This window comes from Oceanicoccus sp. (assembly GCF_029238675.1).
Taxonomy (GTDB): Bacteria; Pseudomonadota; Gammaproteobacteria; order Pseudomonadales; family Dasaniaceae; genus Oceanicoccus.
In genome coordinates this window covers 51,362-64,687 of sequence record NZ_JAQWFR010000004.1, presented here as the reverse complement: position 1 = coordinate 64,687, position 13,326 = coordinate 51,362, and the positions used below count along the sequence as shown (strand labels likewise).

Below are 13,326 nucleotides of genomic sequence, written 5' to 3'. Positions count from 1 at the left end.
CAAACTCAATATTTGGTTGAACAGAACCCCCTTTATCCCTATAATGCGCCCGCCTTAATCGACGATTGATTAAGCAGCCACTCCATTTTCAGGTTTTTGACCTGAATTCAGGTAGCCAGAGTCACGATACGCACCCAGAGGCGTTGAGCGAGAATTAGCGTGGAAATGCAGTCAAACAAAGATGCAGCCACCGGTGCTCAACTGAGTAAACCGCCTCTAACGCGGCTTTTTGTATTGCAACTACTGGTGTTGTTGGTGATATCCGCAGGCTTGTATTTTGTGGATACCACAGCGGCCTTATCGGCTCTTGTGGGCGGCTTAATTTCGATAGGCCCTAATGCTTATTTTGCCCGTTGGGCATTTCGCTTTTCAGGAGCGAGAGCAGCAGGAGATGTAGCCCGATCATTTTATCGTGGCGAAGCAGGAAAGTTTTTATCAACAGCTGTGTTGTTTGCCGGTGCCTTTGCACTGATTCAACCAATAAACCCCGCTGCGTTGTTCCTGACTTATATATTTATGATGGCGTTGAATTGGATTTTGGCGCTGCGAGTCATCAAAAGATGAATCGCAAAAAGAATTTGGAACTGCTTTTAATTTTTATCTAACAGGTATTAAACAGCATGGCTGGTGATACGTTAACCACTGAAAGCTATATCAAGCACCACCTGACCAATATGACTTACGGCAAGTTGCCAGAAGGTTATGTTCGTGAAAGTTACGATGGTACGACTGAAACTCTTACTCAAGATACCTGGACCCTGGCCCATAACGATGTCGAAATGAAAGACATGGGTTTTATGGCGGTTCACGTTGATTCCATGTTCTGGTCGATTACCCTGGGTTTAATCTTTGCCTTTATCTTCCGCAAAGTTGCCGTTGGCATGCACTCAGGTGTTCCCAAAGGTCTACAAAACTTTATTGAAATGATTATCGATTTTATCGATACCAACGTAAAAGATACTTTCCACTACAAAAATCCACTGGTTGCGCCTTTAGCACTAACTATCTTCATCTGGATCTTCTTTATGAACCTGATGGATTTGATCCCGGTTGACTGGATTCCAGAGCTAATGATGTGGGCTACCGGCGATCCGCACTTCTTCTTCAAAGTGGTTCCAACCACTGATCCCAATATCACTTTGGGTATGGCCTTCACTGTATTCTTCCTGATGATCTACTTCAGCATCAAAGAAAAAGGCTTTATGGGTTTTGTTAAAGAATTAACTCTACACCCTTTCCATGCTGGTAAGTGGTATGTCGATATCTTCTTAATTCCAGTTAACTTTATCCTGGAAAGTGTTTCTCTCATCGCCAAGCCTATTTCTCTTGGTCTTCGTTTATTCGGAAACCTGTACGCTGGTGAAATGATCTTTATCCTGATTGCTGCGATGTTCGGTGCCGGTTTATTCCTCGGTGTATTAGCGGGCTTCTTGCAACTGGGTTGGGCGATCTTCCACATACTGGTTATCGCGTTACAAGCTTTTGTTTTCATGGTGTTAACTATCGTTTATATGGCGATGGCGCACGATGTAGACGAAGAACATTAAACTTTACTTTTAACTAAACGAACGTTTCGTTCACTACTGGAGATAGAAAAATGGGTCTTGCATTAATCGCCGTTTCTCTTTTGATTGGTTTGGGTGCCGCTGGTACTGCTATTGGTTTTGGTCTTTTAGGCGGCAAATTGCTTGAAGGTTCTGCACGTCAGCCTGAGATGGCTCCTATGCTTCAGGGCAAGATGTTCCTGATCGCTGGTCTATTGGATGCGGTTCCAATGATCGGTGTTGGTATCGGCATGTACGTATTGTTCGTCGTTGTACCGACTTTAGCCGCTTAAGTTAAAAAGTTAACAACAACTTTTTTTATAAACTTATTTAAGCTGAGGTGTCGGCGTGAACATTAATCTGACTTTGATTGGCCAGTCCATCACATTCCTTGCGTTTGTGTGGTTCTGTAAAGCCTTCGTCTGGACTGCGATTCGCAATGCCATGGACGAGCGTGAAGCACAGATTGCTGATGGTCTTGAAGCTGCTGACCGTGCTGGTAAAGATTTAGAACTGGCACAGGAAAAAGCGACACAGCAATTACGTGAAGCCAAGCAGGAAGCTGCTGCTATTATCGATGCCGCTAACAAGCGTGCAAACCAAATTGTCGATGAAGCAAAAACGGCCGCCCATGAAGAAGGCGACCGTATTAAAGCTGCTGCGAAAGCTGAAATTGATCAGGAAGTTAACCGTGCTAAAGAAGCCCTGCGTTCGCAGGTAGCTGGTTTAGCGTTGGCAGGTGCCGAACAGGTACTTGAAGCTTCTATCGATGAAGGCGCACATAAGGCGTTGGTTGAAAAACTGGCTGCCGGTCTGTAAGGGAGATTTAGCATGGCTGAATTAAGCACCCTGGCAAGACCATACGCGAGAGCCGCATTTGAATTTGCAGCAAACGCTAATGACTTGGCCGCCTGGTCTAAGCAATTAGCAACCGCTGGCGTTGTAGCTCAAGCAGACAACATGGTGAAGGTTTTAACCTCACCATCTTTAACCTCCGGCCAACAGGCTGCACAGTTCCTGGAAGTGTGTGGTGATGAGCTGACTGCGAACGCACAGAACTTTATTAAAGTGTTAGCTGACAATAAGCGCCTGCCGCTATTGCCAACGATTTCAGCACTTTTTGAAGAGTTTAAATCGAATCGCGAAAAGAGTGTTGAAGTAGAAGTAGCAACTGCCTTTGAGTTGGATGCTGCTATTCAGGAAAAATTGGCTACGGCCTTAAGCGGTAAGTTAGAGCGTGATGTAAACGTGGCAACCGTTGTTGATAAGAACCTGCTAGGTGGCGTTGTGGTTCGCGCTGCGGATGTAGTGATCGACGGTAGTGTGCGCGGACGCTTGAATAAACTTGCCGAAGCAATGAATTCCTAGTGAAGAAGAAGGGGTTGGTTAACGAACCTGGCCCCATAATGAGGAAAAGACAATGCAACAGCTGAATCCATCTGAGATTAGCGAAATTATCAAAAGCCGCATCGATCAACTTGATGTGTCTAGCGAAGCCCAAAACGAGGGCACCGTCGTATCTGTTACTGACGGTATTATTCGTATCCACGGTCTTACCAACGTTATGTACGGTGAGATGATTGAATTTGAAGGCGGTATCTACGGTATGGCGTTGAACCTTGAACGCGACTCTGTGGGTGCGGTTGTTCTTGGTGATTACCAGAGCCTGGCGGAAGGCCAGACTTGTAAGTGTACTGGTCGCGTACTTGAAGTACCGGTTGGTCCTGAACTACAAGGTCGCGTTGTTGACGCACTGGGTAACCCTATCGACGGTAAAGGTCCTATCAACGCGAAAGCGACAGACTTTATCGAAAAAGTTGCTCCCGGTGTTATCGAGCGTCAGTCGGTTGATCAGCCAGTACAGATTGGTTTGAAATCCGTTGACTCGATGGTACCCATCGGTCGTGGCCAGCGTGAGCTGATCATCGGTGACCGTCAGATCGGTAAAACAGCGATTGCTGTTGATGCGATCATCAACCAGAAAGACTCAGGCATTAAGTGTGTCTATGTAGCGGTTGGCCAGAAAGCGTCTTCGATTGCTGCGGTTGTTCGTAAGTTGGAAGAGCACGGCGCGATGGATCACACCATCATCGTTGCAGCAACAGCTTCTGATCCAGCGGCGATGCAGTTTTTGGCGCCTTTTGCCGGCTGTACCATGGGCGAATACTTCCGTGACCGCGGTGAAGATGCACTGATCATTTATGATGACTTGACCAAGCAGGCTTGGGCATATCGTCAGATCTCTTTGTTACTACGTCGTCCTCCAGGTCGTGAAGCGTACCCTGGTGATGTTTTCTACTTGCACTCGCGTCTATTAGAACGTGCTGCTCGTGTAAACGCTGACTACGTTGAGAAGTTTACCAACGGTGAAGTTAAAGGTAAGACCGGTTCATTGACGGCTCTACCTGTTATCGAAACTCAAGCGGGTGACGTATCGGCTTTCGTACCGACTAACGTAATCTCGATTACCGATGGTCAGATCTTCCTTGAAGCGGATATGTTTAACGCCGGTAACCGTCCAGCAATGGATGCAGGTATCTCTGTATCGCGTGTTGGTGGTGCTGCACAAACCAAAATCATGAAGAAGCTGTCCGGTGGTATTCGTACCTCTTTGGCACAGTATCGTGAATTGGCGGCATTCTCCCAGTTTGCTTCTGACCTTGATGATGCAACACGTGCTCAGTTAGATAACGGTGAGCGTGTTACAGAATTGATGAAGCAAAAACAGTACGCACCCTTAAATGTTGCGGAAATGGGCTTGATTGTTTACTGCGCGAACGAAGGCCACTTGGACGATGTTGCCGTTGAAAAAATCGGTGATTTCGAAGCAGCCCTGTTGTCATTTGCTAATTCAGAATACGCAGACACCATGAAAGCGATTGCCGCTTCCGGTGACTGGAATGATGACTACAAAGCGAAGTTCGTTGAGTTGGTTGAGAAGTTTAAGTCGACTCAGACTTACTAATACTTTTTATGGGGCTGTTATTGGCCCCGTTTATAGGTAAATAGAATGGCAAGCGGAAAAGAAATACGTACTCAAATATCGAGTATCCAAAGTACGCAGAAAATTACCAGCGCAATGGAAATGGTTGCTGCTAGTAAAATGCGTAAAGCGCAGGACCGTATGGAAGTCGGTAAACCTTATGCGCAGCGGATTCGCTCGGTAGTTGGTCATATTGCTAACGCAAATCCAGAGTACAAGCATATGTACATGCTGGAAAGAGACGTTAAACGCGTAGGTTTTATAATTGTATCGACTGACCGTGGCTTATGTGGCGGCTTGAACATTAACTTGTTTAAAGCAGGCATCAAAACCATGCAGTCTTACGCAGATCAGGATATCGAAATTGATGTCTGTACTGTGGGTGCAAAAGCCGCGGGTTTCTTCAACAGTTACGGCGGCAATGTAGTAGCTGCAGTGCGTGACTTGGGTGAAGATCCTGCGATTGCCGATTTAATCGGTAGCGTAAAAGTTATGCTCGACGCTTATAGCGAAGGCAAGATCGATAAATTGTATCTGGTGGGCAACGAATTCGTTAACACCATGACGCAAAACCCTACAGTGCAACAGTTGTTGCCACTGCAGGCAGAAGATGACGAGAAGTTAAAGCATCATTGGGATTATCTCTATGAGCCCGATGCTGAAGAATTGTTAGAAGGCTTACTGACTCGTTATGTTGAATCGCAGGTTTATCAGGCAGTGGTTGAAAACGGCGCCTGTGAACAAGCATCGCGGATGTTAGCGATGAAAAATGCGACCGATAACGCGGGCGATCTGATTGACGACTTACAGTTGGTTTACAACAAAGCCCGTCAGGCAGCAATCACTCAAGAGCTTTCTGAAATTGTTAGTGGTGCAGCCGCAATTAGCAGCTAAGCAACACAACCATGACAGATCAAACAGAATTTAATTTTGATGGTGAGGCCGAAAAAGCCAAACCCGAAAATCCTAAAGAGGAACCGGAAATGAGTAGCGGACAAATCGTTCAGATCATTGGCGCGGTAATCGACGTGGAATTCCCACGCGACGCAGTCCCCCAGGTTTATGACGCACTGACAGTCACCGAAAAAGGTTTGACGTTAGAAGTACAACAGCAATTGGGCGACGGTGTCGTTCGCGCAATCGCGATGGGTTCTTCTGAAGGTGTTAGCCGTGGTTTGGCAGTAGCCAACACCGGCGCTCCAGTTTCAGTACCTGTAGGTACTGAAACACTGGGTCGCATCATGGACGTACTGGGCAACCCAATCGATGAGTGTGGCCCCATCGGTGAAAAAGAGCGCGCCTCTATCCACCGTAAAGCGCCTGCTTATGATGAATTGGCAGCGTCTGAAGAATTGCTGGAAACCGGTATCAAAGTTATCGATCTGGTTTGCCCATTCGCCAAGGGTGGTAAGGTTGGTCTATTCGGTGGTGCGGGTGTTGGTAAAACCGTAAACATGATGGAATTGATCAACAACATCGCGACTGAGCACTCAGGTTTATCAGTATTCGCAGGTGTTGGTGAGCGTACTCGTGAAGGTAACGATTTCTACTACGAAATGCAGGAAGCTGGCGTTGTAAACGTTGAAGAGTTCAGCAAATCAAAAGTAGCGATGGTTTACGGTCAGATGAATGAGCCCCCAGGTAACAGACTACGTGTTGCACTAACGGGTTTGACCATGGCGGAAAAATTCCGTGACGAAGGTAAAGACGTTCTATTGTTCGTTGATAATATCTATCGTTACACACTGGCGGGAACCGAAGTATCGGCACTGCTAGGTCGTATGCCTTCTGCGGTTGGTTACCAGCCTACTCTTGCTCAGGAAATGGGTGAGTTGCAGGAGCGTATTACTTCAACCAAGACAGGTTCTATCACATCTATTCAAGCGGTATACGTACCGGCGGATGATTTGACCGATCCATCACCAGCAACCACGTTTGCTCACCTGGATTCGACCGTTGTACTGTCTCGTGATATCGCTGCTAAGGGTATTTACCCAGCGGTTGATCCACTGGACTCTACTTCACGTCAGCTTGACCCACTAATCATCGGTCAAGAGCACTATGAAGTTGCTCGTGGCGTTCAGTCAGTACTTCAGCGTTATAAAGAACTGAAAGACATTATCGCCATCCTGGGTATGGACGAACTGTCTGAAGAAGATAAGCAGACTGTAAACCGTGCCCGTAAGATTGAGCGTTTCTTGTCTCAGCCTTTCCACGTTGCAGAAGTATTTACTGGTTCTCCCGGTAAGTATGTTTCTCTGAAAGACACTATCTCAAGCTTCAAAGGCCTGTTATCAGGTGAGTACGATCACATTCCAGAGCAGGCGTTCTATATGTGTGGTGGTATCGACGAAGTACTTGAAAAAGCGAAGTCTATGTAAGAAGCGCGCAAGCGTTTCTTACACTTCATAACGATTAGGCGTATTATTTATGGCTATGACAGTACATTGCGACATCGTTAGTGCAGAGGAAGAAATTTACTCTGGGCTAGTAGAAATGCTCGTGGCGACAGGCTCATTAGGGGACTTAGGTATTGGCTACGGTCACGCCCCCCTACTGACATCTTTGGAGCCAGGGCCCATTCGCATTAAAAAGCAAGATGGCGAAGAAGAAGTTTACTACGTCTCTGGTGGTTTCCTGGAAGTTCAGCCGGGCACCGTTAGCGTATTAGCCGATACGGCTGTTCGCGCTGGTGATATCGACGAAGCTTCAGCGCTTGAAGCGCAAAAAGAAGCAGAACAGGCCCTGGCTAACCAGTCTGGTGACTTCGACTATGGCAAAGCAAGCGCTCAGCTGGCTGCCGCCACAGCACAACTTAGAACCTTGCAGGCCATCCGTAAAAAGATGGGCTAAACAACTGCATTAGTTCCAAAGAAAAGGGTAGCTTAGGCTACCCTTTTTTGTTTACCCGACTACAATAATAAAAACTGAAAATCTAATAAAAACGGCAACTTAGCCACAGTATTAGATGAAAAGCATCGCTACAAAGGAATAGAGAGTGACTACAGAAGTCGTAATTTTAGCAGCGGGCAAAGGCACCCGTATGCGCTCTAAGCTTCCCAAGGTTTTACATCAGCTTGCTGGTAAGCCTATGGTTGGCCATGTTATTGATACTGCAAAGAAAATTCAGGCTGGTGCTATTCATGTGGTGATTGGTCATGGGGCTGAACAGGTCCAGCAAAACTTTGCTGATGCTGATCTGCATTGGGCCATCCAAAGCGAACAGCTAGGTACTGGTCATGCTGTTGCCCAGGCAATGCCAGCCGTTAAAGCTGACAGCATTGTCCTAATTGCTTATGGCGATGTTCCCCTGGTCACCGCTGAAACCTTATCTGCTTTAGTTGATGCTGCCAATGAGAATACCTTATCCCTATTAACGGTTTATCTGGATAATCCAACCGGCTATGGTCGTATCGTTAGAGAGTCAGGCGTTATTACCGCCATTGTTGAGCAAAAAGATGCCAGTGAAGAACAGCTGCTTATCAATGAAGTTAATACCGGCATACTGGCCGTATCGGCCGCAAAACTTAACCAATGGCTGCCCGCACTATCCTCAAATAATGCGCAAGGCGAATACTACTTAACGGACATTATTGCTATGGCGGTGAAGGACGGCATGACTGTTACCGCCCAACATCCACAATCAGCAATGGAAGTAGAGGGTGCAAATAATCGTCTACAAGTGGCCGGCTTGGAACGGTTTTACCAACAGCAACAAGCTGAGCGCTTAATGACTGAAGGCGCGACTTTGGCTGACCCGGCGCGAATTGATATTCGCGGTGACTTAACCATCGGCCAGGATATTTTTATCGATGTTAATTGTGTCTTTATTGGTGATGTAACTATCGCCGATGACGTGACTATTGGCCCAAATTGTGTGATTGAAAACTCTACAATTGGCAAAGGTACCGTGATCAAAGCTAATAGTATTTTAGAAAATGCCACCGTTGCAGAAAATTGTGATGTAGGTCCCTTTGCCAGATTGCGCCCCGGCTCTGTGTTGGCTGACAAAGCTAAAGTTGGCAATTTTGTAGAGACTAAAAAAGCCAATATCGGCGAAGGCAGCAAAGTTAATCACCTGACTTATATTGGTGATAGCAATATCGGCAAGGGCGTCAATGTCGGTGCAGGTACCATTACTTGTAACTACGATGGTGTTAATAAATCGACCACTAATATTGGTGATGGTGCTTTTATTGGCTCCAATAGTTCACTGGTAGCACCGGTGAATATTGGCAGCAATGCCACTGTGGGTGCGGGCTCGACGATAAGCAGCGATGTCGCTGATAACCAACTCGGCGTAGCTCGTGGCAAACAAAAAAATCTTGATAGCTGGAAACGACCGACTAAAAAATCATAATCTATTGATGTAGACCTTAGGTAAAATTATGTGTGGAATTGTAGGGGCAGCGGCCCGAAGGGAAGTATCGGCAATCCTGGTAGAAGGCTTGAAACGCCTTGAATATAGAGGTTATGACTCTGCCGGTGTAGCGATTACTGATCGTGATGGAAAAATTGGCTGTCATAAAAAATTGGGTAAAGTCGCGGTTTTAGATGAAGCCGTTTTAGAAAGCCCGCTATCCGGTACCACCGGTATAGCCCATACACGCTGGGCAACCCATGGCCAGCCCTCTGAGGCTAATGCACACCCGCATCTATCTTCCGATCAAATTGCTTTAGTTCATAATGGTATTATTGAAAACCATGAAGAATTACGTGAATCGCTAGCAGCACAGGGTTATACCTTCAGCTCACAAACCGATACCGAAACTATTGTTCATCTGGTTCATTCAAAAATAAAAACCGGTTTAAATTTATTAGAAGCAGTTAATGTAGCAGTTAAAGAATTAGAAGGTGCTTTTGGTTTAGCCGTTATTAATAAAGATGAGCCCGAGAAAATTATTTGTGCCCGTAGCGGCAGCCCATTAGTTTTAGGTTTAGGTATTGGTGAAAATTTCTTAGCCTCTGACCAGCTGGCCTTACGCCAGGTAACCGATCGCTTTATCTATTTGGAAGAGGGCGACTTTGCTGAAATTACGCCAGATAGTTATAGAATCTGGGACAAAGAGGGTGCAGAAGTAGAGCGCGAAAAACTGCATCTAACGGATCAGGCTGAATCAGCCAGCAAAGGACAATACCGCCACTATATGCTCAAAGAAATTTATGAGCAGCCAAAGGTTATAAAAAACACTTTGCAAGGTCGCATTGGTAAAGATCATATTTTAGAACAGGCATTTGGCACAGAAGCCAAGGCTATTTTAGATAAGACTAAAGCGGTACAAATTGTTGCCTGTGGTACCAGCTATCACTCAGGTATGGTGGCCCAGTATTGGATTGAAGGTATTGCGGGTATTCCCTGCCGCGTCGAAGTGGCCAGTGAATTCCGCTATCGGAAATTTGTTGTTCAAGAGGATACCTTACTCGTTACTATTTCCCAGTCAGGTGAAACGGCCGACTCATTAGCTGCCTTACGTTTAGCAAAAACCTTAGGCTATGCTTCCACCATGACCATTTGTAATGTTGCACAAAGTTCATTAGTCCGCGAATCCGATTTAGCGTTAATGACCGAAGCCGGGCCAGAAATTGGCGTGGCGTCAACTAAAGCGTTTACCACACAGTTAGTCGCGCTTATGTTGTTAACCGTTGCCCTGGGTCGCCGCCGAGGTTTGAGCAAAGAAAGCGAGGCAGATATTGTTAAGGCTCTTCATGGCCTGCCGGACTTATTGGAAGAAACCCTGGCGCTGGATAAACCTATCCATAAGATGTCCGAAGCTTTTGCCGAAAAAAATAATGCACTATTTTTAGGTCGTGGCGCACAGTGGCCCATCGCTATGGAAGGTGCACTAAAGCTGAAAGAGATTTCCTACATTCATGCAGAAAGCTATGCGGCTGGCGAATTAAAACACGGTCCATTGGCGTTAGTTGATGCCGAAATGCCGATAATAGCCGTGGCACCCAATGATGAATTGCTGGAAAAGCTCAAATCCAACCTCGAAGAGGTGCAGGCACGTGGCGGTGAACTATTCGTTTTTGCCGATCGAGCCTCAGGTTTTAGTAGTGGTGACGGTCTCCATGTTATCAGCGTGCCTCATGTCGCTGATGCCATTGCTCCGATTATCTACACCATCCCGCTACAGCTATTGTCTTATCATGTCGCTGTGTTAAAAGGCACCGATGTTGACCAGCCCAGAAATCTGGCGAAGTCAGTCACTGTAGAATAAGAAATCTCCGGCCAATAGCGTACAATGGCACCTTTCTATGATTGAGATGTTGTGATGGAAAGAGTGATTGCCGAGTTAAGGGCCTGCTGTGAAGATGTGCCTGTCCCCCTCGATTTGCCGGATATGGACGATATTATTGATGCCGAAGAGCAAATACTGGTATCGCTGGATAGTGAATTCCGGCAATTTATGCTGACGGTTAGTGATGTGATTTACGGAACGATGGAGCCGGTGACGGTTGCAGACCCCAATTCCCATACTTATTTACCGGAAGTTGCAGCAGTGGCCTGGTCACTGGGCGTGTCTCGTGAATTGATCCCCCTATGTGAATATCGTGGAAGCTACTATTGCACCAATGAAATAGGCGAAGTCGTTTTCTGGGAAAATGGCGCCGTTACCGATGAAGACCCCTGGGCCGATGTGTGGGTATGGGCAGAACATGTTTGGCTAAATAGTTAATTGGATAATTTACCGATACTTTATAGCTTTCGCCGCTGCCCCTATGCCATTCGCGCACGAATAGCTCTGTTATCCAGCCAGATAGCCGTAGAACTTAGGGAAATCGTACTGCGGGATAAACCCGCCTCAATGCTTGAGTATTCTCCCAAAGGAACCGTACCGGTTTTGGTGTTAAGCGATGGCCGTGTACTCGATGAAAGCGGGGACATTGTGAATTGGGCGCTGCAGCACAATGACCCCGAGCAGCTTCTCAGGGCAGACCAAACCCTAATCCAAAAACTTATCGATCAAAACGATGGCGACTTTAAAGCCAGCCTTGATCGCTATAAATATGCAGATCGCTATCCTGAAAAAACCATGGAAGAGTATCGTAATGACGGTGAGCAATTTTTAGCGGTGCTGGAACAAAGGCTTAGTGGCCATCGTTATTTAATCGATGATAAGCCTTCCATAGCCGATATCGCTATTTTCCCTTTTATTCGCCAGTTTGCCTTTGTAGATAAACCCTGGTTTGACCAGAGTCAATACAATAATCTGCAACTATGGTTAACTGGTCTTTTAGACTCTGCAATGTTCGACCGCTGTATGCAAAAAAGACAACCCTGGAAACCTGGAGATACCACCGAAGTTTTTCAATAATCGATTTAATCAATGAAGAGGGAAAGATTATGAATAGCGAATTACTGATCGGATTTTTTGGTTGGGGGGCAGTGATTAATTATCTACTGCTATTACTTTGGTTTTTGTTCTTTTCAATCGCCAGAGACACGGTATTTAAGATTCACAGCACTTGGTTTAAATTATCGGAAGATGGTTTTGATACCATTCACTACTGTGGTTTAGGAATATTTAAACTGTTGGTGTTTGTATTTTTTTTAACACCTTATCTGGTGTTGCGGTTTTTTGCCTGATAAACCGCCGCCGTTATCCCTGCCTTCCACCGTCATTCCCACGGAGGTGGGAATCCAACTTACGGCCTAGTCGTAAGCACTGGGTCCCCGCCTGCGCGGGGACGACACAGAGTCTATTTTTCCAATACAATATTGACTAAAAAGTAAATTGCCCCATACCAGACAATGGTCATTAAAATTCCCACCGCAATAAACTGCGAGGCTTTACCGCGCTTAAAGTCTCGTTCTTTGTTCTTTTTGCTTTGCACCCCAAAAAACGAAGCTAAAACACTGCCGACCATTTGAAAAAAAGAGAGTGGCTTTTCGGTGTCGGCATTGTCATTTTCCATCATTACTTCCTGCAGAGTCATTTATTCAACAAAAGCCCTTTCAATCACATAATGGCCAGCATTACCGCGTCGGGCTTCTTGTAAACCCTGTGCATCCAAAATTGCACAGGTATCTTTCAGCATACTGGGGCTGCCGCAAATCATAAAGCGATCGTCTTCTTTATTGAAGACGGGCAGGCCAATATCACTGGCCAGTTTACCATTGGCTAACAAATCCGTAATGCGGCCTTCATTCTTAAAAGCTTCACGGGTTACTGTGGGGTAATAAATTAACTGCTGTTTAATTTGCTCGCCAAAGTATTCATTCTCTGGCAGGTGCTCATTAATCGACTCCTGATAGGCCAGCTCATCCACATAGCGGCAGCCATGAGTCAGGATAACCTTGTCATACTGCTCATAAGTCTCAGGATCTTTGATAATACTCATAAAGGGAGCCAGGCCAGTGCCAGTACTAATAAGATACAGGTTCTTGCCCGGCAGCAGGTTGTCCAGAATCAAAGTGCCCGTAGGTTTGCTGCTGACCAAGATATTGTCGCCGGGTTGAATCTTCTGAAGCTCAGAGGTTAGGGGGCCATCCGGTACTTTAATGCTAAAAAACTCCAGCTCATCTTCATAGTTGGCACTGGCAATACTATAAGCTCGCATTAATGGCTTACCTTCTCGCTCCAGCCCAATCATGGTGAAATGGCCATTCTTAAAGCGAAAGCCGGATTGTCGGGTGGTTTTAAAGCTGAATAGCGTGTCTGTCCAGTGGTTAACGTCGGTCACTTGTTCGGTCAGTAAGTTGCTCATGGTGGTTCCTTAATCTTGCCGTTGATTCATGAGGTTAGAGTAAGGGGGGTTGATATATTAGTAAAACGGGTTATTCTTGTTTATATA

Annotated in this window: 16 protein-coding genes; 14 read left to right on the top strand and 2 right to left on the bottom strand. The window is 46.1% G+C overall.

What is annotated here, in order from left to right; all coding sequences use genetic code 11:
- Nucleotides 1-165: 165 nt before the first annotated feature.
- The 14 genes from P8H32_RS01985 (at nucleotide 166) to P8H32_RS01920 (ending at nucleotide 12,118) form a co-directional block, all read left to right on the top strand.
- Nucleotides 166-564: an ATP synthase subunit I gene (locus P8H32_RS01985; RefSeq protein WP_301088340.1), complete on the top strand. Its 399-nt coding sequence runs from the start codon at nucleotides 166-168 to the stop codon at nucleotides 562-564.
- A 56-nt stretch (nucleotides 565-620) separates the two neighbouring features.
- On the top strand, nucleotides 621-1,547 hold the full coding sequence (gene atpB / locus P8H32_RS01980; RefSeq protein ID WP_301088339.1) for a F0F1 ATP synthase subunit A: 927 nt from the start codon (nucleotides 621-623) through the stop codon (nucleotides 1,545-1,547).
- Nucleotides 1,548-1,597: 50 nt separating this feature from the next.
- Nucleotides 1,598-1,837, top strand: coding sequence for a F0F1 ATP synthase subunit C (gene atpE, locus P8H32_RS01975; RefSeq protein ID WP_085758116.1), 240 nt, complete (start codon nucleotides 1,598-1,600; stop codon nucleotides 1,835-1,837).
- Between the two features lie 55 nt (nucleotides 1,838-1,892).
- Complete coding sequence (locus P8H32_RS01970; RefSeq protein ID WP_297292689.1) at nucleotides 1,893-2,363, top strand: F0F1 ATP synthase subunit B; 471 nt, start codon at nucleotides 1,893-1,895, stop codon at nucleotides 2,361-2,363.
- A gap of 12 nt (nucleotides 2,364-2,375) precedes the next feature.
- Nucleotides 2,376-2,912: a F0F1 ATP synthase subunit delta gene (locus P8H32_RS01965; RefSeq protein WP_301088338.1), complete on the top strand. Its 537-nt coding sequence runs from the start codon at nucleotides 2,376-2,378 to the stop codon at nucleotides 2,910-2,912.
- A 52-nt stretch (nucleotides 2,913-2,964) separates the two neighbouring features.
- The gene (gene atpA / locus P8H32_RS01960) at nucleotides 2,965-4,509 is read left to right on the top strand and encodes a F0F1 ATP synthase subunit alpha (protein ID WP_301088337.1); all 1,545 of its coding nucleotides are present in this window, start codon (nucleotides 2,965-2,967) and stop codon (nucleotides 4,507-4,509) included.
- Nucleotides 4,510-4,554: 45 nt separating this feature from the next.
- A complete protein-coding gene (gene atpG, locus P8H32_RS01955) occupies nucleotides 4,555-5,421 on the top strand; it encodes a F0F1 ATP synthase subunit gamma (RefSeq protein ID WP_301088336.1) in 867 nt (288 codons plus the stop codon).
- Between the two features lie 89 nt (nucleotides 5,422-5,510).
- Complete coding sequence (gene atpD / locus P8H32_RS01950; RefSeq protein ID WP_085760493.1) at nucleotides 5,511-6,908, top strand: F0F1 ATP synthase subunit beta; 1,398 nt, start codon at nucleotides 5,511-5,513, stop codon at nucleotides 6,906-6,908.
- 49 nt (nucleotides 6,909-6,957) lie between these two features.
- Nucleotides 6,958-7,380, top strand: a complete 423-nt coding sequence (locus P8H32_RS01945) for a F0F1 ATP synthase subunit epsilon (RefSeq protein WP_297292971.1) — start codon at nucleotides 6,958-6,960, stop codon at nucleotides 7,378-7,380.
- Nucleotides 7,381-7,525: 145 nt separating this feature from the next.
- Nucleotides 7,526-8,887 carry a bifunctional UDP-N-acetylglucosamine diphosphorylase/glucosamine-1-phosphate N-acetyltransferase GlmU gene (glmU, locus tag P8H32_RS01940; protein WP_297292972.1) on the top strand — a complete coding sequence of 454 codons (1,362 nt, stop codon included), beginning with the start codon at nucleotides 7,526-7,528 and terminating at the stop codon, nucleotides 8,885-8,887.
- 28 nt (nucleotides 8,888-8,915) lie between these two features.
- Nucleotides 8,916-10,748: a glutamine--fructose-6-phosphate transaminase (isomerizing) gene (gene glmS, locus P8H32_RS01935; RefSeq protein ID WP_297292973.1), complete on the top strand. Its 1,833-nt coding sequence runs from the start codon at nucleotides 8,916-8,918 to the stop codon at nucleotides 10,746-10,748.
- A gap of 54 nt (nucleotides 10,749-10,802) precedes the next feature.
- Entirely contained in the window at nucleotides 10,803-11,207 is a 405-nt protein-coding gene (locus P8H32_RS01930) for an SMI1/KNR4 family protein (RefSeq protein WP_297292974.1), read from the top strand.
- Nucleotides 11,208-11,846 (top strand): glutathione S-transferase, encoded by a 639-nt coding sequence (locus tag P8H32_RS01925; RefSeq protein WP_301088335.1) that lies wholly within the window; start codon nucleotides 11,208-11,210, stop codon nucleotides 11,844-11,846.
- 29 nt (nucleotides 11,847-11,875) lie between these two features.
- Nucleotides 11,876-12,118: a DUF6868 family protein gene (locus P8H32_RS01920; protein ID WP_297292976.1), complete on the top strand. Its 243-nt coding sequence runs from the start codon at nucleotides 11,876-11,878 to the stop codon at nucleotides 12,116-12,118.
- 113 nt (nucleotides 12,119-12,231) lie between these two features.
- Here P8H32_RS01920 and P8H32_RS01915 read toward each other — a convergent pair whose 3' ends face one another.
- Nucleotides 12,232-12,468: a DUF2970 domain-containing protein gene (locus P8H32_RS01915; protein ID WP_297292977.1), complete on the bottom strand. Its 237-nt coding sequence runs from the start codon at nucleotides 12,466-12,468 to the stop codon at nucleotides 12,232-12,234.
- Entirely contained in the window at nucleotides 12,469-13,239 is a 771-nt protein-coding gene (locus P8H32_RS01910; protein WP_301088333.1) for a ferredoxin--NADP reductase, read from the bottom strand.
- Between the last annotated feature and the right edge of the window lie 87 nt (nucleotides 13,240-13,326).